Genomic DNA, 23454 nt, shown 5'->3' on the forward strand with positions numbered 1-23454 from the left:
CAGTTTTAAGGTTTCAAGTATATGGATTTTTAATATCAATGAAAAAAGCGCTGCACTCTATGGGAGATACAGCGCCAAAACATCTATCAAACATCAATTAATTTTCACATTGTGAGTAATACACGTAGCCTGTTTCATTAAATAATGGTTGTTCAATTGAAGCTAATGTTTCTTTTTGTTGAAGTTTATCGTTTTTAAATACGATATAGAGAGGGCCATCAACCACATCGCATGATTCATTATTACTAGTTAAACTGATGATATCTGTCCCAGGCATTTTCATTTTATTAATTAAATCGACTGCTGTATAACACAAGCTTTTTGATGGAAAAACAATTTTATCTAACTCTACTCCATTTTTCACTGCTCTAATTTGAAACCGTTTATTCCCTTTGTAGTCAAATCCTGCTTCTCCAAACATAAATTTCACTTCAGGGTTAGTTGTACTTACCATGGTTTTCTGAGAAATAAATCCTCCCCATAGCCAACCTACTTGAGGGCCCATTTTTACTTTATACCACCTGCTTTTAACGCCATTAATGGTTTGTGGTTTTTCACTTTTAGCTAGCAACCTAACATTGGTTCCTATTTTAATTGTAGTTAACTGTTCGCATTGCACAGAAGGACAATCTCTCAACGCTACATCATCTGCCATCAAATATCTTGAAGCTTTAGTTACAGAATTGGTGTAAACGTCAAATTCAACTTCTTTGTTTTGAGCAAAAACATCTGAAGCAATAAATAGCATAGCAAGGATTAAAAAGCTTTGAAAAATTCTTTTAATGGTAGATTCGCTTTTGTTTTGTGTCTTGGTGTTCTTTAAAGTTCTCATAGTATTATGTTTTATGGGTTTATACTTAATTTACTTCAAAGATATATTCACACCTGAGTGTAATTTGAGCGTTTCTAGAATTCGTTGAGATAAAACTAGAATTCGTTGTTGTATATAGTGCTTTTTAGGATAAATCCTAATGTTTGAGACTTAGTTGTTAAAACCTAAGCAAAGATTAGTTATTGCAAGTAATTGTCTTTTTAATTATTGTTTTTAACCTTAACGACTACTTGAGGGTTGTGTTCTATTTTGAAATTACAAGAGTTGGCTATAAAACACATTTTATTAGCATCATGATGAAGATTTATTGCTTTTTGAACAAAACGTTCATCATTTATAGTGATTTTTGGGTTTAGCATTACACTTTCAAATTTACCACTTCCCGAGTTTGTTTCTCGCATAACACCATTAGCATTATCTAAATATTCAGTAACAATGATTTTTTGTGTTGCACACAAATGCAAGTACCATAGCATGTGACATGTAGATATTGAAGAAAGGAAAAGTTCTTCAGGGTTATATAAGGTTTTATCGCCTAAAAATGATGGATCTGATGAACCTTTAATGCTTTCATATTTATTTTCAACTGAAATGATATGAGCTCTACTATAAGATTTATAACTAGAAGTTCCATTTCCTTTATTACCTGTCCATTCGATAGAAACTTTATAATTATGGTATTTCATTTATTAAGTTTTTCAACTTCTAAATTTACTAAAATTTTGGTGCTAATTCATTTGTCTTTCTTTGATTTACGAGAAAATAAAATATTGTCAATAGTTACTTGGTTTCCTTTAGTAGCATCAGTATTATATTCACCATCCCAAAAACCGAAATTTTTAAAATTCCCCGAATTTTCTGAATCCCAATCAGGGATTAAAGTTGTAGTATTGTGTATGGTTTTGTTTGTGTCTTTTTCAATAACTTTTGTGTGAACTTTCCCGGTTTTATTCTCAACATAAATTGAAAAGCAATACCAAACATTAAGTTCTACTTTTTCTGGAAACTCAATGTTGAAAAATTCATTAGCTTTTGCATCTGCTCTTAAGGCGTATAAAACCAAATTGTTAGAAACTGGCTGAGCCACGAAGGTTATTTGTGGTCCTCCATTAAAATCCCAGCCTTCAATTACTGTAAAAAACCCAATTGCAATTGCCCAATCCGTAAAAAAAGGGCGACTTGAATTACTCCATGAATCTATTCTAACATCTGATTGCATGTAATAATCTCCTCTTTCTTTAATAGCCTTAAACATACCACAACTAGTAGACACTGTTTTCTTTAACTGAACTGCTGAAGTGATTTTATCTTTTTCATTTTTAGTTTCAATGATTTGAAAAGAGGGATCAGGAGCTGTAGCAGGAATGGATACTTCAATGATGTCTTTCCATCCACTATGTTTTAGTGCTTCAACGCTGTTTGATTCAAACTTTTCTACTACATGATCTTGCCCAAAAATTATATTATATGCTAAGCAAATCAGAATCATAATTATCACTCTCATTTCTTATGTTTTTCATAAAAATATTTCTGACAAAATCAGTTCTAGGTAGAAAAATTGCTAATTATAATATTTAGCAATTTTTCTACCATAAATACCAACACGTATGTCTTTTTTTATAATGAAAATGATCTTCATGAAAGTTTGCTTAATTCTTTTTCTTTTATCGTTTTACGTGTCTAATTCACAAGAATTAAAGCGTCAAGCATCACATGGCTTTACACTAAACCTAGTAGATAGTACTACTGCTTCTCAATATAGAATGATTGAAGCAAAAGGAATGACCGTACAATATGTGCTTCCAGATAGTAATGCCGACAAAGCAGGTATAATTCATAACGATGTCATATTAAGTATTAATAATATTGAGCTTAATAGCTTTGAAGCTCTTAGACACAAAGAGGTTAAACGCGTTCATGGAGATACTTCTGTTTATTCTGTTTTAAGAGATGGAAAAGCCTTAACATTAAAGGTGAAAATGGTTGGGAACTCAAAAGAACATTTTGAGGGCCTCGTCTTTGACTATGATTCATATGCTTTTGATGAAGGACGAGTAAGAACAATTTTTACTTCTGATGGATCTCCTCAAAAAAAACCAGCAATACTATTTGTACCTGGTTACACTTGTTTTTCTTTAGACAACATGAATATACATCATCCGTATAGAAAGATTGTCTATGATTTAGCACAAAAAGGATTTTTAGTGATGCGTGCAGAAAAACTAGGTATTGGAGACTCTAGTAACAAACAAAAATGCACTGAAATTGACTTCAATACTGAAATTGATTCATATAGAAAAGCATTAGAAACCCTTTACCAACATCCAGAAACAGACGTGGATAACATTTTCATTTTCGGGCATTCTTTAGGAGGTATGGAAGCGCCTTTTATAGTTGACGGCTTTAATGTTAAAGGTGTTATTTCAATGGGAATCACCATCAAGTATTGGAAAGAATATCTTATAGAAATGCTGAGAAATCAATTGCCTCGACTAAGGGTTGATTATTTACAAAGTGAAAAAGATTTAAAACTATACGACAATCTTTTGCATCAACTACTGGTTAACAAAAAAACACCGCTACAGATGATTACGACAAACAAAGACTTTGCTAGGCTATTATTAAGAGATTTCGGGACATTAGATGCCAATATGTTTCTCGGAAGAGACATTAAATTCAGCCAATCTTTAAATGATAAAAATATGATTGAGGCTTGGTTAAAAATTGACACTAAAGTACTATCGGTTTGGGGAGAAAGCGATATTGAAACTCTTAATGATTTCTCACATAGAGAATTGGTAAATATTATCAACTCAAAACACCCTGAAAACGCCACATTTCTTGAATTAAAAGATACAGATCACAACTTTTTAAAGATAGAAACTATTGAAAAAAGCTACCAAATAAATAGAGGTGGTAATATAGGAGCACTCATGCCTACGCATTTTAACCATAAGGCTATAGACGCTATCTCAGACTGGATCAAAGAAACTATTTCTAATTAATTTATACATCATGAAAAAACACATCCAATTCGTTTTTATAATGGTTTTTACCATTTCCTATTTATCAAGTGCGCAAACTGTAGATAACATTTTAAAAGAACATTTTAAAGTGATCAATCAAGATAAAATATCAAATTTAACATCTAAAACAACTAAGGGTATTTTGTATCAAAATGGTTTTGAGGTTGATTTATATGTTGCTCAAAAAAGAGCTGATAAAATGAGGCAAGTTTTATCTTTCAACGGTCAAAATCATACTGTAGTGTTTAATCAAAATAATGGTTGGGAACAAAATCAATTTGCTGGTCATACGCAGCCTCAAGCTTTTAATGATGCTCAAGTTGCTTCTATAAAAATTAGTGCTAATCTAGACTCAAGAATAAAATCATATGTTAACAATAATGCTGCTTTTGAATACATAGGCATCGAACTACTAGAAAATGAGGAACATTACAAACTCAAACTCGAAACACAAGGTATTGGTGAAGAACATGTATGGATAAATAAAAAAACATACACACTTACTCAAATAAAAAATATAAAAAGTAATGTCGTAACACTCTTTAAAGATTATAAGACTGTAAATGGTATGTTGTTTCCCCATGAAACACACATAAAATCACCAGCGGGTGAAGCAAAAATTATTATTACCTCAATTGAGTTTAATTTAGATATGGACGATGTACTTTTCAAAATTAAATCCTAACCTAAGATGAAACGATTATTAATATTTTTACCCCTATTAACAGTAACAATCAATTGTAGCCAGAGTCAAGAAAAGAACTTTACTTATGTTGAAACCGCCAATAAGTTACTTGAGGTAATCCAAAATTATGATGCTTTAGCCTTTTCTGAAAACCATAGTATGAGTAGTGACGATCACTTTATATTAGACCTAATAAACAATAAGGTTTTTTCACACTATATAAATGATATTGTTATTGAAGCTGGTAATGTTAGATATCAGCAATTGGTTGATGACTATATATTGAACAACAAAGACGTATCTTTAAATGAATTAAAAAAAATATGGTTTGATACCACACAATTAGGAATTGGTGATTGCCCATTTTACGAGACTCTTTTGCAAAAAATCAAATCTATTAATTCAGCATTAGCCGAAACACATAAAATTAGAGTTTTGCTTGGAGACCCTCCTATAAAATGGGATGAAATAAACTCTTTTTCCGATTGGCAAAAGTTTCAAAATAGAGAGGCTCATTTTGCAAATATAACGATAGAAAAGAGTCTAAAAAAAGAGAGAAAAGCGTTATTAATAGCTGGTGGAGATCACTTCTTAAATACCGAAGGAAGTATTAATAATCTCATAGCATTAAAAGGCTATAAGGTTTTTACTGTAAGAGCACTAAGTTCAAATGATCTTGAGTTTATTGAATCTAGTGAAGGTGTTTCACAAGCAATAGAGCTTTCTCATGCAGAACTTATTTTCTTGAAAACACATGAACTTGGTAAGTTATCTGATGATCTGCTCTACAATGAAACTATAGAATTTGGAGAAAAACCAAAAAAGAAACCGAAACAATCAGTTAAATATCATTTGGATGCATTCCTATACTTAGGAAATATTAATCAATTAGATTCTACACCCACTTTTCCTGAGGTAACTGACGAACTCCAAATCAAAGCAATTAAGAAAAGGGCAAAACGATTGGGTATGGAAATTATTGATCATTAATTTATTTGCTCATCAGTGATTTGCTGACCTAGAGGCTTCAATGATTGTTGTTTTCTCAATCCAATTTTTTCCACCATCAACAGAGGTGTCTATATGGTATTGAAATGAATTATTAGTGACATTGTAAAAAGTAATCCTGTTTAGGTATTGACCTGATGGGTCTAGCTCCCAGTATTTCGTTTGAAATATCATTTTTTCACTAACCAATTCTCCTTCTATTAATGCTTTATTACCTAGTGTATTGTTTTGCACCCAAGTCATACTCCATTTACCTAAATTTGCGTCATACGTTCTCACGTTAATTCCTTGTACTGGCATTCCTTTCCCCCAATAATCAATTATAGACATGCCATCTGGAGTAAACTGTCCGTACCATCTTCCTTTGGTTTCACTGTAAGTACCATCATTTCTTTTTTGCTTATAATTGACCTCCCAATTTCCTACCAAAAAAGCCATTTGTAATGTCTCTGGAGGCGCTTTAGCACTCATCCCAAATGGGATTTTTAAACCTTTATATTTATCTTCTGTAACTTTCCAAATACTATCTGCTTGCTGCAACATATTTTTCTCAGGTTCGGCCATCCAAAATGATTTTGCATCAAACGATGGGTTTTTAAAGAACAAGTATAGTTTTTCATTCTTGATCAAATAAGATTCTGGATTTACATCAAAACGCTGAGGGTTAAATCCATATTTGCCTGATGGTGCTCCCAAACCAAACGCGCAGTAGCCTCCATATTGTGGCAAAAATTTTTCTGGTGATTTCTTAAAAGCTTTCAAATTAGCTTTGCCAATAAAGTTATAAATAAGCCCTTCATATTCGTAGGTGATTTCAGAATTTCCTTTTTTAGGTTCGCCATCAAAATAACTAACAGGATCGTAACCTTTTAGTGCTAGATTATTATCGTCTACATTATAAAAAGATTTTCCTACAAGACGATTATTTTGTGCCCAAGAAGCTGTAAAGCAGATTAAACTAAATAGAAAAATTATTTGTTTCATGGGTCTCTTTTTAAATTGTTTGCCACAAAACAAACAATAGGATTTCTATCAATAGGTCAAAAAATTGCTATTGTTTAAATAATACAATAGCAATTTTTCTACCCAAATCAACGGAAGCAAAAATTATTTTTACAACGTATTCATCCATTTAATTGATTGTATAGTTTGAGGTCTATTTTTAATTTTTTATATAGATGTTTCCTCTTTTTAATTGGATTGTATACTTGGGCGCATAGTCGTAGTTTCTATGCGCCTTTTTTATAAATATATCTACATTTTAGTGCAATAATGTCGTTCTGATTTTAAGCAAGACCTCATAAAATTATGTTAAACAACTTCCTTTTTGTGGTACAAAGAAGTAATTTTTGACCTCTTATCAATCAAGGATGCTTACATATAGTCCAAATACCTTTATTCAAACTAACGAAAAAGGAGGAAATCAAATCATTCAATCTTCTGTTAAAAGGCTGTATCATAAAGTACACGAGTCTCCTTATTCTATAAAGATTGCTTTAAGTGGTAAAGAACATTACAAGGTAAATTCTAAAGCGCTCACTATTAGCTCTGGCCATTTTCTTTTGGTGAATTCTGGAGAATCAATAGAATGCACAATAGATTCGAAAAAAGAAGTAGAAGGAAAATGCATTTATATAGACAATCAAGTACTTAACAACGTCTATAATTCTGTTATCAAAACAAATTATTTTGATGATAAAAAAGAGGATGAGCAGTTCAATTTTATTTCCGGAAAATATAATTTTGATCGTAATGATCATCTAAGTCATTTATTAAATTGGTTTATAGATAACAGACCTGTTGATCTAGACGCTTTTTATCATGAGCTGTCTTTTCAATTGATTTTACATCAAAAAGGAGTAAAACAGGTATTGTCTAAATTAAATTCGATACATCGAATAACACAGTTAGAGTTATATCACAAGGCAAAAGTAGCCAGAGCATATATCAATGAAAATTATCAAGAAGATATTAGCATTGATGAAATTTCAAAAGAAGCTGGCGTTTCAAAATTTCACTTAATAAGGGTCTTTAAAAAAATATATGGCATTACACCTTACAACATGCTTGTTCAAACACGACTTAATAAAGCTACAGAATTATTATTAGATAAAGATTTATCAATAGAAGAAATTGCTTTGATCACAGGTTTTAAACAGCGACGTACCTTTACACATTCTTTTAAAAATGAATTTGGCTTTTGCCCTTCTGATAAAAGAATTTAACTTTTTATTTTTCTGAACGTTTTAAAAAATAAGCTTCTATACAATCTAAATCTAGATTAGCAGTTTTTTAACCCTTATCAATTCCTCTAAAACATATTTTGTTTGCTCACATAAAACCTCATCAAAAATGAAAAATTTATTTATTGTGCTACTATTGTTTATCTACAATTCATATCACGCTCAAAACAAGGATGATATTAAACACCTTGAAGATCTAACGCATTCTATAGCTAAAGGTGTAAATACTAAAAACCATGAAGCTATATCAAATGCCTTTGTCCATCCATCTGCGCTGATATATTCTACTTTTTCTGGTTTATCTAATGGTTCTTACTCAAAAGAACTCAATACTGCGCAAGGACTTTCAGATTTTGTAAAAAATTTTAATAAGCCATTAGAACAAATATTCGATTTTGTAAATGTGAATCTGCTCTCTAACGGTAGAGCTACAGTATCTACCTATTATTATGTAAAAATTGATGGCAAAAAATCACATCAAGGACATGAGTTTTATTCAGCAATTAAAACATCTAACGGTTGGAAGTTTGTTTCCTTAATTTTCACTACAGAACCATGGAATTAAAAATCTAACTTGAGTTTTAATATGTTGAACCAATCTCATATTAAGATCGTACTGGTATTTGATATGTTCCTGACTCCATCTCTGAAATAACTTCATTTATTCTAGCTATATGCTGTTGTGGTGGAGAAAGATCTAATGTTTTTTTCATTAGTTCTACAGCTTTCTCATGATTACCTAGAAAATAGTTGGAAACAGCATCATTGGTATATAAATACCACTGGTCAGGATATTTTTGATGTGCCAATTTTAATAGGTCTAGTGCTAGTGCGTAGTTCTTTGAATCTATTAAGCTCTTACTTAAATAAAATGCATCTCCATCGCTGTAATCTAAAGCCGCAATTTCTTCTATCATAGCACTTAGCTGCTCTTTTATGTTTAATTTCGACAGCGCATAGAATTTTGTGCTTACATTGGTTAAATTCTTATTAGCAGCAAACCCTCCATAACCACCATTTATAGATCTATTTGCCCACTCTAAAGCCTCCTCTAAATTAATATTTCTGTTAATACACCAAGATGCTGCATCGTTCCAAGCTTGCCATCGGTTGGTATTCTCTCCTCTCAATTCAGCTCTAAAACTATTAATTACCGTTGTGTTTAGATCTACCGATACTTTGAAAGGTATTTGCTTATCAGCCCATTCTAAAGCTATTTCGACAGCATCTTCTTCCCAATTCAAAAATTCATAATCTAATTTTTCGCTGAATTGGCAAGGTCTAGAGGCGACTTCAACCCTTAAAGAGATATCTTCCTCCATGTTTAAATAGTAACTTCCCCAAAGATTGTTAGCATGTGCGAATATAAGTGTATGCGTATTGTCTCCTGGTATGACATGAAATCCATATTTACCTGCTTTTAAAGGCTGACCATTTATGGCAACATCTGTAGAAAACTCTATTGTAGTATTCATATTTGCTCCAGCTCGCCATGCTATTGGGTCTCCGTTTTTAGGTATCACACTGCTATTCCAAACATCTCTGCCGTTAACTGAAGGACTACTATACTTAATCGTGATGTCTGTAACTCCTAAACGTTGTGACTCTGAAACCAAATTACTGGCTTGTGGTATCTTCATGGAATGGAATTGTGCGTGACAAAAACCAAAAAAAGATAGGGCGGTAATTATCAATAATAATTGCTTCATGATCTTAAGTATTAATGTTAATTATACAAAAGAGCAGAATTTAAGACATTTAAAAGGTTAATTAATTGCTATTTTAAAGGGTCTATAGAACAATACCTCCTTTTTAGTCTTACATAAAAATATAATCACTTTTACTGAAAAGCCCAACTACAAAATATGACGACATATCCAGCGAAACGTTGACAACCTGCCACCTATGGCTTCATAACAACTAATCGAAATTCAAATTTCTGAAAGCCTTGGCACTATAAGCTTATTTGATAGAAACAGGATCTACTATTAATTACTTCGATCTTTCGGAACTTCAAAGGAAGACAACGATTTTCCTAAAAACGTTTCTACTCTTTTGATCAAGTCGTTGTGCTTTGCCTTTATTTCTTCAGTTTCTTTATCACCAACCCTAAATATCAAATGACCATGAGGTCCTCGATTATTAATAAATGGCTCATACCCATGCCACTGAAAATTTGGCAACCCTAAGTCTTCATGCTCTAAATTTGGTGCGTATATCATGTAATGCGGATAATATATAGCAGGCATACCTAAAGGTGATCTAGGCACCATGTTAACAGGTGATAACATATATGAAATACCTAACTCTTTAGGCGCACTAAAGGTTCCGTCTTTAAACCCCTTTGCAACTCTACGTTTAATCTCATTAGGCTCCACGCCTTCAGCAATCCACTTGCCGATTTTCAATATTCTTTTTACTTGATGGTTTTGACCAACTTTATCATATGCAACTGGAACGAAAGCATTATCCATACCTGGAATTCTCTGTACCATTGTTACGAACCCATTTTCACTTTTCTTTACGAGCTCATAACCTTCCTTTATATTAAACAAATAAATTCCTGAACTATCCCTTAAGTGTTCAGGTAAAGCACTTAATGCTATATCTCTTTCTAGATCAATAGGGAAAACAATAGTGTTCAAGGGTTTTGTTTGGGCACATGCGCTAGTTATGATAAATAACATGAAAATTTTGAAGTATCTCATTGTCTGTGTTTTTTTTATAAAACAACCATCCCATATAATTGGGGACAAAAAATGTTTTAAAAGTCGTACCAAAACAAATTGCGCGCTAAAGTAGCAGTATATTGGTTTGCAGATAAGTGAGGCGATTACTTATTTATTGTTTATTTTCTTTAAAAGAAGGGCCTTCTCTTTTTGATTACTGGTTAGTTGGATTGCTTTTTCAAAATTTGCTTTAGCTATTTCTGTTTTACAGAGTCTCCCATAAAATTCTCCTAAAGTGGCATATAAAAGATAATATTTAGAAAGTCTCTTGTTACTTTTAAGTGTCTCTAAAATTTCGATTGCTTTCTCTGGGCCTTCTATTATTCCTTCTACTATAGCTATATTCAACTTAATTATTGGAGACGGCTTATAATTATATAGCTGCGTGTACAATTTTTTAATTGTTTGCCAATTGGTACTTTCATAGCTGTAAGAAATACAATGTTGTAAAGCGATGCCTGCTTCTAAGTGATATGAACTTAACGTATTTCCTTCTGAGGCGGCTGATAATTCAATAATACCCTTATTAATAAGCGGTTTACTCCATAAACTTCGATCTTGATCTTTGAATAATACAATGGCGCCTTTAACATCAATACGGCTTTCAAATCTTGCGATATGAAAACACATCAATGCAAATAATGCCCTTACCTTATTATCCTTATCAAAATATTTTGATAGCAATTGCGTAAGCCTTAATGCCTCTAAACAAATATCTTTTCGAATCAAATTATTATTACTTGACGAATTATAGCCTTCATTAAATAACAGATATAAACTATTCAATACACTATATAATCTGGTGTTTAGCTTATCTAAATCTGGGATTTGTAATGACAAACTACTGTCTCGAATTTTCTTTTTAGCTCGATAAAGTCTTTTTTTGATTGTTTCCTCTTCCAAAACTAATGCTGAAGCAAGCTCTTTTCTAGTAAAACCGCCCAAAGTACTAAGGATAAGAATGATATGACCTTCTACGCTTATTACATCTGAACAGCATGCAAAAATCATTTCAAGCATGCTGTCTTCTATTTGTTGATTCAGCTTTATATGATCTGTAAAAACATGTTGTTCTTTTAATTGACTAGCATCAAAGGTTTCGGTCTTATTTTCCCTTTTAATAAAATTTAGTGCTTTATTTTTAGCTACAGTGAATAGCCAACCTTTAGGGTTTTCTGGTATCCCATGATCACTCCATTTTTGAAACGCTGTGAGTAGCGTATCTTGAGCAATATCTTGAGCTGAGTCTAAAAAATTAAACCCAAATTTAGAGGTCAAAAAAGAGACAATATTACCATATTCTTTACGAAAGAGGCCATCCACTATGTGTTTAACTTCTTTATTCAGATGCTATATTATATTTGAGGCCAATAGGCCAGTTATACATTGATCTTACTGAGATAACAAAATCTTTACTAAGTGGGCAATCTTGAGCAAGAGAAATAGCGTCATTTAGACTATGAGCTCTAATTAATACGTAACCACCAACGATTTCTTTAGATTCTAAATAAGGGCCATCAGAAACAATTCTTTCACCATCATTAATAACTGCATGACCAGAATTTTCTAATCTAGCGCCTTTAATGTATTGATCACTTGCCGACAATTTTTCAACCCAAGCTAGATATTTTTCAATGTGTGTGTTTAAAACCTCATGAGACGCTTCATCTGGATAGCCAGTGCCATGAATTAAAAGTAAATATTCTTTCATAGATGATTATGTTATAGTCATCCTAAAGTAATAGATGTTTTTTTAAGTTGAAATATATTAACAGATTTTTATCACATCTCTTTTGAAAGTTTTCTCTGTTAAATAATTATAGATCACTCTCGTGCAGTGCGATTTAAGAGCAAAATCAAGTTTAATAAAAAAACCTCAATAATCTTACTGATTATTGAGGTTTAAAAGTGGTCCCACTTGGGCTCGAACCAAGGACCACCTGATTATGAGTCAGGTGCTCTAACCAACTGAGCTATGGGACCAATAAGGCTGCAATATTACTACATATTTTAAAACTCTACAAGAAATTTATTCCTTAATATCTTGACACAACTCAATGAGAACGCCATTTGTAGCTTTTGGATGTAAAAAAGCAATTAATTTATTGTCTGCACCTTTCTTTGGTTTTTCGTGTATCATTTTAAAACCTTCACCTTGAAGTCGCACAATTTCCTTTTTAATATCTGTTACAGCGAAGGCAATATGATGAATCCCTTCACCTTTTTTTTCAATGAATTTTGCGATTGGACTATTTTCATTTGTAGCCTGTAACAACTCGACCTTGTTAGGTCCTGCTTTAAAAAAAGAAGTCATAACACCTTCACTTTCAACAGCTTCAATTTTATAATGTGGCTTTCCAAAGAGCTTTGAAAATAAATCGTTTGAAGCTACAATATCTTTAACAGCGATACCAATATGTTCAATTTTTTTCATTTATAATTCAATTGAGTTTATTTAAAACAAAAATCATAGCTTAAGGTATGAATTTTGCTGTTAAAAATAAGATAATCCTTAAATATCATCTACTTTTGCAGTGGATTACTTATAATTAATTCAAAGGCGTTATATTAGAATTAAGGTGAACGATTGAAAACGACTTAAATTTTTCGTTATGGAACAAACACAGAGACAGAAAAAAATAGGAGGTATTCTCCAAAAAGACTTAGCAGAAGTGCTACAAAAGGCTGCTACTGATGGTGGTTTGAAAGGCGTTATTATTTCAGTAAGTAAAGTAAGCGTAACTACAGATCTATCTATTGCTAAAGCTTACTTAAGTATTTTTCCAAATAAAGATGCTAATGTTTTGTTGGATGGCATTAGATCAAACAAACCTTTGATTAGGCATGAACTAGCACAACGCACTAAAAATCAATTGAGACGTATGCCTAATTTAGAATTCTTTATAGACGACTCCTTAGAATATATTGATCAAATTGAAAAATCGTTAAAAGGTGAAGACAATCCCATTACAGATCAAGACCTTTTAGATAAACGCAAAAAATCATAGGTGAATTTTGCGCTCTACATAGCAAAACGTTATTTATTTTCAAAAAGCAGTAATAATGCTATAAACATCATGACTATTATTGCAGCTTCAGGAACTATTGTTGCTTCAGCTGCATTATTTATCGTATTATCTGGTTTTGCTGGATTGAAAGAATTTAGTCTACAATTCTCGTCTTATGTTGATCCAGATTTAAAAATTACTCCTGTAAAAGGGAAGTGGTTCTCCCTTTCTGAAACCGAGCTATCCGCTTTAAATACACTTCAAGATGTAGCTTCTTATTCAAAAATAATTGAAGAGCGCGCTATCGTTGAATTTGATGATAAAAGACAAATCGTAACACTTAAAGGCGTTGATGAAAACTATACTAAAGTTACTGCAATAGATTCAATGGTTATTTACGGAAGATGGCTAGAAAGTGGTACCTCACAAGTGGTTTCTGGTGGTGGTATTTCTAACAAACTTTCTTTAGGTGTTTTAGACATGACCAAGCGATTAACAATCTCTGTGCCTAAACCTGGAAAAGGGCAAATTACATCAGTAAAAAGCGCTTTTAACTCAATTAATGCATTTAATATTGGTGTTTTCAATATTAACGAAACACTCAATTACGAATACATCTATGTTGATATTCAAATGGTAAAACAGCTTCTCAACTACAAACCAAATCAAGTATCAGCTATAGAGTTTAAATTAAAGCCCAATACTGATGAAGCTGAAGTTATAAAAGCATTGAACACTATATTTGGAAGTAGCATAACAATAAAGAACAGAACCCAGCTTAACGATGCATTGTACAAGATGCTCAACACCGAAAACGTAGCTGTTTATCTTATTTTCACCTTGGTGATTATTATTGCCTTGTTTAATGTTATTGGCGCATTGATCATGATGATTTTAGATAAAAAAGAATCTTTAAACACACTTTTTAATTTAGGTGCTACTACAAAAGAGATCAGGCGTATTTTTTTTCTTCAAGGAAGTTTAATGACTATTCTTGGTGGACTTATTGGTTTAGTTTTGGGATTCATTATTGTTTTTCTTCAAAAACAATTTTCACTTGTAATGATCATTCCATCTGAGCCTTATCCAGTGGTTATAAAAGGAATTAATTTTCTTATCGTATTGGCCACTATTTTTACGCTAGGTATATTGGCTTCGAAGATCGCTTCTCAACGAATTACTAAAAATTTGGTTAAAAGTTAAGCAAATTGATGATTTGAAAACTTATCTAATACTTCGTCGAAAGCCGCAAACACATCTTTTGAATCATCACTGGTAACCATTCGCATTCGGTATTCTTTGAAGTTCGGAATTCCTTTAAAATAATTGGTGTAATGGCGTCTAGTTTCAAATACACCTAGCTTCTCGCCTTTCCAATCTATAGACATTTGTAGATGGCGTCTTGCTGCTTCTACTCGTTCTGCCATAGATATTGGTGGTAAATGATTTCCTGTTTTAAAAAAATGCTTTACTTGCTTGAAAAACCAAGGGTTTCCAATTGTAGCACGACCTATCATAGCGCCATCTAAACCAAAACTATCGCGCATCAAAGCTGCTTTTTCTGGAGAATCTACATCTCCATTTCCAAAGACGGGAATATGCATTCTTGAGTTGTTTTTAACAGCAGCAATAGGTTTCCAATCGGCTTCTCCTTTATACATTTGAGCTCTAGTTCTTCCATGAATAGAAATGGCTTTACAACCTACATCTTGAAGACGTTCTGCAACCTCAACTATTTTTATGGAGTCGTGATCCCAACCTAATCGTGTTTTTACAGTCACTGGCAAATGTGTTCGCTTTACCATTTCGGCTGTTAGCTTTTCCATCAAACAGATATCTTTAAGAATACCAGCTCCTGCGCCTTTACTTACGACTTTCTTTACTGGGCAACCAAAATTAATGTCAATAATATCTGGATTAGATTTTTCAACAATATCAATAGTTTGCAGCATACTATCCATATTAGCTCCAAAAATTTGTATTCCAACTGGGCGTTCTTTTTCGTAAATATCAAGTTTCATAACACTTTTTGCCGCATTACGAATCAAACCTTCACTAGATACAAATTCAGTATACACAACATCTGCCCCTTGTTCTTTGCATAAAGCGCGAAATGGAGGGTCGCTAACGTCTTCCATTGGCGCTAAAAGTAATGGGAAATTAGAAAGTTCTATGTCACCTATTTTAACCAAATTCAAAATATTTTGTGCAAAATTACAGTTTTTTAACTAATTGCTTATCTTCATCTTAGTTTAACTAAATACAGTTACTAATTGACAATTCCTTTCGAACCTGAAGTCCTTGGTGTTTCCATAAATATTCATCTGATTCTAGAGTATCTTGCATTCTTTATAGCCTTTAGGTACTACGTTGTTTTACGCCGTAAAAAAAAGGATCACATCTCTTCCAACAACCGTTTATCTATTATTCTTGGCGCAGCTATAGGTGCTTTAATTGGATCGCGAGTATTTGGGTTTCTTGAAAACCCGTTGGTTAATATGTCAGAAACAAATATCATACAATTATTAAACACTAAAACAATAATGGGCGGCCTATTTGGAGGGTTATTGAGTGTAGAGCTTACCAAGAAACTAATTGGAGAAAAGCAATCGTCTGGTGATCTATTTGTGTTTCCTATCATTTTAGGCATCTTTATTGGCAGAATAGGCTGCTTCTTATCTGGTGTTAATGAGTTTACCTATGGAAAAGTAACGGCTTCCGTTTTTGGAATGGATCTAGGCGATGGTCTACTACGTCATCCTACGTCTCTATATGAACTGATGTTTTTAATATTGTTATTCTTTGCTTTACGTTTGCTACATAAAAACACATCGATGAAAAATGGTGAATACTTTAAAGTATTTATGATATGCTATTTCGGATTCAGATTTGGTATTGAGTTTTTAAAACCAAATGTATTTTACATATTTGGATTAAGCTCCATTCAACTTTTATGTGTAATTTGTTGGTTATATTATTCAAAATTTATCTACCAAAAACTAATCAATGCCAGTTAGAAAGTATACCTATTACGATTTCACTTTAAGTTTATGTCCTGAATGTTTAAAACGTGTAGATGCAAAGATTGTTTTTGAAGATGAAAATGTTTACATGCTAAAACGCTGTAACGATCATGGTAACAGTAAAGTGTTAATTGCAGATGATATTGAGTATTATAAAAATATAAGAAATTACAACAAACCAAGTGAAACACCTCACACATTCAATACTAAAACCCATTATGGCTGTCCATATGACTGTGGTTTATGCCCAGATCATGAGCAACATTCCTGTTTAACGATTGTTGAAGTTACCGATCGCTGCAATTTAACCTGCCCAACCTGCTATGCAGGATCGTCTCCAACCTACGGTAGGCATCGCACTTTAGAAGAAGTTAAATTAATGTTAGATACTATTGTCAAAAATGAAAAAGAACCAGATGTTGTACAGCTCTCTGGAGGTGAGCCAACCATTCATCCTCAGTTCTGGGAAATTTTAGATTACGCTAAATCAATACCTATCAGGCATTTAATGTTGAATACTAATGGAATCAAAATTGCTAAGGATTTTGATTTTGCTAAGCAATTGAAGGCCTATGCTCCAGATTTTGAGATTTATTTGCAATTTGATTCGTTTGAAAACTCGGTGTTGCGAGAATTACGTGGCGCTGATCTAAACGACATTCGCAAAAAGGCTATAGACCACCTTAACACACTTAATTTATCTACTACTCTCGTGGTAACACTTCAAAAAGGTTTGAACGACAACGAAATTGGAAAGATTATAGATTATGCATTACAACAAAAATGTGTTCGAGGTGTCACATTTCAACCTACGCAAATTGCTGGTCGATTAGACAATTTCAATCCAGAAACTGATCGTATGACGCTAACTGAAGTACGACGAAAAATTATGGAACAGACCGTTCTTTTCAATGCAGACGATCTACTACCTGTGCCATGCAATCCTGATGCCCTAGTTATGGGGTATGCTTTAAAATTAGATGGTGAAGTGTTTCCTTTAACACGGTATATCAACCCAAACGATCTACTAGATAATAGCAAAAACACTATTATTTATGAGCAAGATGAACAACTTCATGGAAAAATGATTGAGCTTTTTAGCACAGGAAACTCTGTTGAAAAAGCTGAAGAACATCTAAAATCTATTATGTGTTGTTTGCCAAATATAGATGCTCCTCAATTAGGTTACGACAATTTATTTCGTGTTATCATTATGCAGTTTATTGATGCTTACAATTTTGATATTCGAACCATAAAAAAGTCTTGTGTACACATTGTAGATAAGGATAATAAAGTTATTCCTTTTGAAACAATGAATCTATTTTATCGTGATGATAAAAAAGAATATTTGGAAAAACTTAGAGCTGATATTGTATAATTAACCCTAAACCTCAATGATGTTTAGGTTTTAAATTAAACTAATATGAATTTTTTACTAGAAATTGGAAACCTCGATGGATTAGTACTTTTGATCTTGGCAATCATGTTTGGTCCTGCTATTTTACTAACCATTATTGGCTTAGCTGTTCTAAAAAAAAATAAAAAAGCAGCAAAAGTATTATTTATCATAGCAGCAGTTTATGTCACTATTAGTCTTGGAATATGTGGAGCACTTATTGCTGGTGTTTAAGACGCTTTAAAACCCACACGCCATATACACCTAAGAATAATTCTCCAATGGCTCCAAGTGCATACACAACTGTAGGTACTCCATCAAATATCATACTTAAGACCCTACCAAAACCTAAGCCTAGCATAAAAATCATATTTGAAATAAGTGCATTTTTTAAATGTGCTGATTTAAAAACACCTAACATCCAAAGTAAAGAAAACCCAAGATATAATCCCATTACTGCTTTACAGAAACTATATGCATTAATCCTGCGAGGAAACAACTCAAAAGTATTTGGGGAAAACCCATAAACAATAGCTGCAGGAATTACAAAAATCACAGAAATGATCAAATGCATTTTATTAATTACATCTTGTTTGCTTTTTAGCATTTATTCTTCTAAAATTCTATACTAGCCTCTACCTCGTTCTCTCCGCGTTTCACAACAACCTTTGTTTTGTCACCATTATCAAAACTGGAGAGTGCACGCATGTAACTCATCATGTCTGTAACTATACTATCTCCTAGTTTAATCACAATATCTCCTTTTTGGAGACCTGCTTTTTGAGCTGGTTTATCTTCGCTAATGCCATCAATTCGCATACCTTTCCCATCAAACAAATAATCAGGAATTACGCCTAACCCAACTTTAAATCGTGGCACATCTTCACTTTCATTTTTCGTTTTTCTAAAAGGCAGCTTACCATTATCATCTAAATCTGAGATAATGTCAAAAATATACATCGAAATGGTTGCCATACCTTCATAGTTCAACTTTTCAATATCATCACTTGGTTTATGATAATCCTCATGCTGACCAGTAAAAAAATGTAATACAGGAATATCGCTATTGTAAAAGGATGTGTGATCGCTTGGTCCAACTCCTGATTCATTTTCAATTATTTTGAATTTCGAGTTATTGGCCTTTACTACTTGTTTTAAAATTGGTGAAGTCCCAACACCATAAACTGCTAGTGTGTTATCTTCTTTTAAACGACCTACCATGTCCATGTTGAGCATATAATTGGCTTTAGATAAATCTATGGTTGGGTTTTTTGTAAAGTAATTTGAGCCTAACAAGCCCATTTCTTCACCAGAAAATGCCATGAATAAATAGTTGTTCCCCTTATTTTCTTGTTTTAGTTTTTCTGCTAAATTTAACAGTACAGCTATTCCACTCGCATTATCATCTGCTCCATTATGAATTACTTTTGTATCTTCTCTGTACAATGAGCCTTCAGCACCATAACCTAAATGGTCGTAATGCGCACCAATGATGATGGTGTTTTCAGCTTTATTATCTAAAAATGCAATCACGTTGGTACCTGTAATTGTACTATCACCGTTCTTTACATTGTAATTAACCTCTTGATGAGGGTCTGTCTTAGGCTTAAATGTAAAGTCTTGAAAGTATCCATTGGTTCCTTTTGCTGTAAGACCTATGCTCTTAAAACGTTTAGCAATATAGTCTGCAGCAGCTTTCTCTCCATCGGTACCTGTTTGTCTACCTTCTAGGTTGTCATCTGCTAAGAATGATACGTCTTCTTTTAAGCTTACCGATTTATATTCTGTTCCAGAATCTGTTTTGCAAGCCGTTAAAACAATCAAAAAAAGAACAACAATTAGGTTTTTCATAGCTATATATCTTAATTTTGCACAAATTTAGTTAATAATACAATGAAATACACGTTAATCATCCTTATAACTATTTTCTTTTTAAATTGTAAAAGCGACAATAAAGCTACCAACGAGACAGAAGAAAAAATACAGTCCAATGCTGTTGATACTATTGAAAACCCATTAATATACCCAGGGGAAAAGCATTTTAAATCTATAAGGCAGGTCACATTCGGTGGTGATAATGCTGAAGCATATTGGAGTTTTAATGATAAACAATTGGTGTTTCAATCAAATAATAAAGGTTGGAATGTAGGCTGTGATCAAATGTTTTTAATGAATGCTAATGATACCTTTACAGATAGTATTGCACCTCCAATGCTTAGTACAGGAAAAGGGCGTACGACTTGTGCTTATTTCTTGCCTGATAATAAACATATTATCTATGCTTCTACACATTTAGAGCAAAATGAATGCCCTGAAACCCCTTTACGTAAAAACGGAAAATATATTTGGCCTATCTATGATAGTTATGATATTTTCGTAGCCGATTTAGAGGGTAATATTGTTAAACAACTAACCAATGAAGTTGGATATGACGCTGAACCAACAGTCTCTCCTAAAGGAGATAAAATTGTATTCACCTCAACAAGAAGTGGTGATTTGGAGTTGTATACCATGAATATTGATGGTAGTAATGTAAAACAAATAACGAATGAACTAGGTTACGATGGAGGCGCTTTCTTTTCTCCAGATGGTACAAAGCTGATTTTTCGTTCTTCTCGTCCAAAAACTGAGGAAGAAATTAGTTCTTATAAAGAACTTCTAGCCGAAGGCTTAGTAGAACCTACAGAAATGGAGTTATACATTTGTAATGCTGATGGAAGCGATTTACGTCAATTAACGGATCTAGGAAATGCAAATTGGAGTCCGTTTTTTCATCCATCTGGAAATAAAATCTTATTCTCATCTAATTTTGAAGCAGAGCGTGGATTCCCCTTTAATTTGTATTTGATAGATATTGATGGCAAGAATTTAGAACGCGTAACCCATGGAGAGACCTTTGATGCATTTCCTGTATTTTCAAACGATGGTAACTATTTGGCGTTTTCATCTAACAGAAATAATGGAGGCGGAAGAGATACTAACCTGTTTATTGCAGAATGGCAAGATTAGTTGCTTTTTTCTGTTAAACGACTTCGTTCTTCAGTATCGATCTTTCGCTCATTAGTTTGTAATTTGGTATTTCCAAACTTATAGCGAAATCCTAATCTTACATAACGATCATCAATATCTGTTTGTCCAAAGCTAAATTGATTTTGATACTGTGTTCCATAATCAAAATCGTGTGTGTTAAACAAATCACTCACAGATAGGGATAAGACTCCATTTTTATTTAAAATGGTTTTAGAGATTGCCAATTCAGAAAACAGCCTGTTTTCAACAATTTGAAACCCTTGCAAATTTTTACCAACCCAAGTAAATGTTAAATTAACGTTGAGACTATTATCTTCTAAAAAAGTAAAATCGTTTTGTAGCACAGAGTAATTTGCCCACTGGTCTTGAATAACTCTTCCTTGACCAAAATCTGTTTCTTCTTCAAAGTTATAAAATGAGGTTACTGCGTACAAAAACCACCTATCATTAACATTAATATTAGTAGCAAGATCAAAACCAAATTCTACTGTTTTATCAAAATTAACCGATATATATTCAACAACATTTGTCGTGTTGTTCTGTCTTGGTATTTCTGAAATGGCTCCATCATAATTCTTATAGTATGCTTCAAAAGTTATCACGTCCATTAATGTTGTTCCTATTACAAAATGGTCTGTAAATGTTGGTACTAAAAAAGGATTTCCTGAGACCACATAATTGTCATTTAAGAAAAATCGAAATGGATTTAAATCAGCATAACCTGGTCGCGCTATTCTTCGATTATAGTTTGAATACACGTTATACCCTTTTGCTATATTGTATTGTATACTAGCATTTGGAAACCATTCTAAATAGTCTTGTGTATTGGTTATATTAGTTAGTGGTGATTTACCTTCAACATTGGTTTGTTCTACTCTTAGACCTGCATTAATACTCCAGTTCTCTGTATTTGAATCATAATTAACATACGCAGCATATACATGTTCATCATAATCAAAAGCGTCAGAGTTGAGTGGATCAATAGTTTCATTAGCTGTACTTATATCAATGTCAAATTGGGTGATATCACTCTCTGTTTGAATGTTAGAGAACTTTCCTCCTGCTTGAACGTTTGAAGAATCATCTATAGGCAAGTTATAGTCTATTTTTCCAGCAAAAATATCAGTATCTTGATTGTTATCTGTATTAAAAGCACTTGCATTTTGAAATGCATTGTTTACATCAAAAAAATTACTAACTACATTTTGATTTCTTTCATAATTATAAGTGGTATAGTGTACATTAAAGGCTAGAGAGCCTTTAATGAAATTATGATTAAAATTTACATCAAAGCCTAGATTATGTTTACTGTCTCTAGATAAATTATCAGCTGTAAATCGTGATAAAAAAGATCCATTAGCATCACTAATAAATGTATTATTAGTGATTTTGTATTTAAAATAAGGTAAATACAATGCATTAGAAGATATACTTAGTGTATTGTTATCATTGATAAAAAAATCAAAATTAGCATTTAAATTATGTGTTTCATACCATGTATTTCTATTGGTTAGTGATCGCCAACTTTCATCTGTAGTATTTGAGTTATTCAGATAGTTAACCGTGTCATCACCATCTCTATTTATTTTATTGTTATGGTAATTATAGTTGATATTAAAATTTATATGTTCATTCTTAAAAAAGTGACTTGTTCCAGCGTTATACCTTGGAAACACACCTTGTGTATAATTAGTAAAAACACTTCCTCTATAACCTGTGATTAGGTTTTTACTCATTATGATATTTAACACAACACCGCTTTCGGCATCATATCTTGCAGAAGGGTTCGTAATTACTTCAATTGATTGTATTGAATTTGCAGAAGAGCCTTCTAGCAGCTGTTTTAAATCTTCCGACGTTAAATTTACCCTTCTATCATTAATGTAAACTGTTGGTGTAGAATTTTTAACTGTGATATCATCGCCAATAACTAATACACCAGGTGTGCTTTTTAGCACTTGCAATATAGTGCCTTCAACCAAAGCTGTATTTTCAACATTGAAAATAAATCGGTCTGCCTCCCGCTTCAATGTTGGTTTCTTTACAGTTATATTAACCTGATCTAATGTCTCAGACGATTCGTTTAATTTGATCGTTTTCAAATCTAAATTACCCGTAACTATTAGTTTTTGTTTATAGTCTTCAAATCCTATATAGCTTATATTGATGATGTATGTGTTAGGCTCAATTGAGCCTAGACTAAAGTACCCGTTAACATTAGATGAAACGCCTTTTAAAATAGCGCTTTCATCTTCAGTAATTAAAATGACATTTGCAAATTCTATTGGATTATTTTTAGCATCAACTATAGTTCCAGAAACAGATGCATCTTGTCCATAACTCACAATTGAGCATACCAAAAAAAGTACAATATTGAGTAGGGATTTCAAAATTGGTTAGGGTTTTGAACTGCAATATAACATTTGTTTTTAAATAAAATTTACGGTTTTTCCTTACTGTTTAAGCTTTTTGTG

The 23454-nt window shown here is 32.6% G+C and carries 24 protein-coding genes and 1 tRNA gene; 11 read left to right on the top strand and 14 right to left on the bottom strand.

Annotated features, from left to right (window positions below):
- Nucleotides 1-97 precede the first annotated feature (97 nt).
- The 3 genes from Q0876_RS01800 to Q0876_RS01810 form a co-directional block, all read right to left on the bottom strand.
- Nucleotides 98-832 carry a hypothetical protein gene (locus tag Q0876_RS01800; protein WP_299223424.1) on the bottom strand — a complete coding sequence of 245 codons (735 nt, stop codon included), beginning with the start codon at nucleotides 830-832 and terminating at the stop codon, nucleotides 98-100.
- Between the two features lie 200 nt (nucleotides 833-1032).
- Complete coding sequence (locus Q0876_RS01805; RefSeq protein ID WP_299223426.1) at nucleotides 1033-1518, bottom strand: OsmC family protein; 486 nt, start codon at nucleotides 1516-1518, stop codon at nucleotides 1033-1035.
- A 47-nt stretch (nucleotides 1519-1565) separates the two neighbouring features.
- Nucleotides 1566-2336 (bottom strand): hypothetical protein, encoded by a 771-nt coding sequence (locus Q0876_RS01810; protein ID WP_299223428.1) that lies wholly within the window; start codon nucleotides 2334-2336, stop codon nucleotides 1566-1568.
- A 133-nt stretch (nucleotides 2337-2469) separates the two neighbouring features.
- Between Q0876_RS01810 and Q0876_RS01815 the strand changes: the two genes are divergently transcribed.
- Genes Q0876_RS01815 through Q0876_RS01825 form a run of 3 tightly spaced genes read left to right on the top strand, consistent with a single transcriptional unit; the run spans nucleotide 2470 to nucleotide 5533 of the window.
- Nucleotides 2470-3837, top strand: coding sequence for an alpha/beta fold hydrolase (locus tag Q0876_RS01815; RefSeq protein ID WP_299223430.1), 1368 nt, complete (start codon nucleotides 2470-2472; stop codon nucleotides 3835-3837).
- Between the two features lie 10 nt (nucleotides 3838-3847).
- Nucleotides 3848-4543, top strand: a complete 696-nt coding sequence (locus Q0876_RS01820) for a hypothetical protein (RefSeq protein ID WP_299223432.1) — start codon at nucleotides 3848-3850, stop codon at nucleotides 4541-4543.
- A 6-nt stretch (nucleotides 4544-4549) separates the two neighbouring features.
- A complete protein-coding gene (locus tag Q0876_RS01825; protein WP_299223434.1) occupies nucleotides 4550-5533 on the top strand; it encodes a hypothetical protein in 984 nt (327 codons plus the stop codon).
- 12 nt (nucleotides 5534-5545) lie between these two features.
- Here the strand turns inward: Q0876_RS01825 and Q0876_RS01830 are convergent, their stop codons facing one another.
- The gene (locus tag Q0876_RS01830; protein ID WP_299223436.1) at nucleotides 5546-6535 is read right to left on the bottom strand and encodes a YHS domain-containing (seleno)protein; all 990 of its coding nucleotides are present in this window, start codon (nucleotides 6533-6535) and stop codon (nucleotides 5546-5548) included.
- Nucleotides 6536-6921: 386 nt separating this feature from the next.
- Between Q0876_RS01830 and Q0876_RS01835 the strand changes: the two genes are divergently transcribed.
- Nucleotides 6922-7776, top strand: a complete 855-nt coding sequence (locus tag Q0876_RS01835; protein ID WP_299223438.1) for an AraC family transcriptional regulator — start codon at nucleotides 6922-6924, stop codon at nucleotides 7774-7776.
- Nucleotides 7777-7903: 127 nt separating this feature from the next.
- Nucleotides 7904-8359: a hypothetical protein gene (locus Q0876_RS01840; protein ID WP_299223440.1), complete on the top strand. Its 456-nt coding sequence runs from the start codon at nucleotides 7904-7906 to the stop codon at nucleotides 8357-8359.
- Between the two features lie 40 nt (nucleotides 8360-8399).
- Here Q0876_RS01840 and Q0876_RS01845 read toward each other — a convergent pair whose 3' ends face one another.
- From Q0876_RS01845 to mce, 6 genes are all read right to left on the bottom strand, one after another.
- Nucleotides 8400-9434 carry a DUF2911 domain-containing protein gene (locus Q0876_RS01845; RefSeq protein ID WP_299223442.1) on the bottom strand — a complete coding sequence of 345 codons (1035 nt, stop codon included), beginning with the start codon at nucleotides 9432-9434 and terminating at the stop codon, nucleotides 8400-8402.
- 348 nt (nucleotides 9435-9782) lie between these two features.
- Nucleotides 9783-10502, bottom strand: coding sequence for a hypothetical protein (locus Q0876_RS01850; protein WP_299223444.1), 720 nt, complete (start codon nucleotides 10500-10502; stop codon nucleotides 9783-9785).
- A 129-nt stretch (nucleotides 10503-10631) separates the two neighbouring features.
- Nucleotides 10632-11846, bottom strand: a complete 1215-nt coding sequence (locus Q0876_RS01855) for a sigma-70 family RNA polymerase sigma factor (protein ID WP_299223446.1) — start codon at nucleotides 11844-11846, stop codon at nucleotides 10632-10634.
- Nucleotides 11847-11862: 16 nt separating this feature from the next.
- Nucleotides 11863-12234, bottom strand: coding sequence for a YciI family protein (locus Q0876_RS01860; RefSeq protein WP_299223448.1), 372 nt, complete (start codon nucleotides 12232-12234; stop codon nucleotides 11863-11865).
- A 198-nt stretch (nucleotides 12235-12432) separates the two neighbouring features.
- A tRNA-Ile gene (locus Q0876_RS01865) sits at nucleotides 12433-12506 on the bottom strand.
- Between the two features lie 46 nt (nucleotides 12507-12552).
- Nucleotides 12553-12957, bottom strand: coding sequence for a methylmalonyl-CoA epimerase (gene mce / locus Q0876_RS01870; protein WP_299223450.1), 405 nt, complete (start codon nucleotides 12955-12957; stop codon nucleotides 12553-12555).
- Between the two features lie 178 nt (nucleotides 12958-13135).
- Here mce and rbfA point away from each other — a divergent pair, with 178 nt between their 5' ends.
- Both rbfA and Q0876_RS01880 read left to right on the top strand, forming a co-directional pair.
- Entirely contained in the window at nucleotides 13136-13531 is a 396-nt protein-coding gene (rbfA, locus tag Q0876_RS01875; RefSeq protein ID WP_299223452.1) for a 30S ribosome-binding factor RbfA, read from the top strand.
- Nucleotides 13532-14734 carry an FtsX-like permease family protein gene (locus Q0876_RS01880; RefSeq protein WP_299223454.1) on the top strand — a complete coding sequence of 401 codons (1203 nt, stop codon included), beginning with the start codon at nucleotides 13532-13534 and terminating at the stop codon, nucleotides 14732-14734.
- Here the strand turns inward: Q0876_RS01880 and dusB are convergent.
- A complete protein-coding gene (gene dusB / locus Q0876_RS01885; protein ID WP_299223456.1) occupies nucleotides 14731-15723 on the bottom strand; it encodes a tRNA dihydrouridine synthase DusB in 993 nt (330 codons plus the stop codon). The two genes, Q0876_RS01880 and dusB, sit on opposite strands and share 4 nt — an antisense overlap.
- A gap of 81 nt (nucleotides 15724-15804) precedes the next feature.
- On the opposite strand from dusB, the gene Q0876_RS01890 reads away from it, so the two are divergent.
- Genes Q0876_RS01890 through Q0876_RS01900 form a run of 3 tightly spaced genes read left to right on the top strand, consistent with a single transcriptional unit; the run spans nucleotide 15805 to nucleotide 18184 of the window.
- Nucleotides 15805-16548, top strand: coding sequence for a prolipoprotein diacylglyceryl transferase (locus Q0876_RS01890; protein ID WP_299223458.1), 744 nt, complete (start codon nucleotides 15805-15807; stop codon nucleotides 16546-16548).
- On the top strand, nucleotides 16538-17932 hold the full coding sequence (locus Q0876_RS01895; protein WP_299223461.1) for a radical SAM protein: 1395 nt from the start codon (nucleotides 16538-16540) through the stop codon (nucleotides 17930-17932). Before Q0876_RS01890 ends, Q0876_RS01895 begins: the two co-directional genes overlap by 11 nt.
- Nucleotides 17933-17977: 45 nt before the next feature.
- Entirely contained in the window at nucleotides 17978-18184 is a 207-nt protein-coding gene (locus tag Q0876_RS01900; RefSeq protein ID WP_299223464.1) for a hypothetical protein, read from the top strand.
- On the opposite strand, the gene Q0876_RS01905 is transcribed toward Q0876_RS01900, so the two are convergent.
- Entirely contained in the window at nucleotides 18168-18557 is a 390-nt protein-coding gene (locus Q0876_RS01905) for a DUF4345 domain-containing protein (protein ID WP_299223466.1), read from the bottom strand. The genes Q0876_RS01900 and Q0876_RS01905 overlap by 17 nt on opposite strands.
- 8 nt (nucleotides 18558-18565) lie before the next feature.
- On the bottom strand, nucleotides 18566-19801 hold the full coding sequence (locus Q0876_RS01910) for a M28 family peptidase (RefSeq protein ID WP_299223468.1): 1236 nt from the start codon (nucleotides 19799-19801) through the stop codon (nucleotides 18566-18568).
- 42 nt (nucleotides 19802-19843) lie between these two features.
- On the opposite strand from Q0876_RS01910, the gene Q0876_RS01915 reads away from it, so the two are divergent.
- The gene (locus tag Q0876_RS01915; protein WP_299223470.1) at nucleotides 19844-20959 is read left to right on the top strand and encodes a hypothetical protein; all 1116 of its coding nucleotides are present in this window, start codon (nucleotides 19844-19846) and stop codon (nucleotides 20957-20959) included.
- Here the strand turns inward: Q0876_RS01915 and Q0876_RS01920 are convergent.
- Nucleotides 20956-23370, bottom strand: coding sequence for an outer membrane beta-barrel family protein (locus Q0876_RS01920; RefSeq protein WP_299223472.1), 2415 nt, complete (start codon nucleotides 23368-23370; stop codon nucleotides 20956-20958). The two genes, Q0876_RS01915 and Q0876_RS01920, sit on opposite strands and share 4 nt — an antisense overlap.
- Between the last annotated feature and the right edge of the window lie 84 nt (nucleotides 23371-23454).

The organism is uncultured Psychroserpens sp. (assembly GCF_947503375.1).
In the GTDB taxonomy this organism is placed as follows: Bacteria; Bacteroidota; Bacteroidia; order Flavobacteriales; family Flavobacteriaceae; genus Psychroserpens.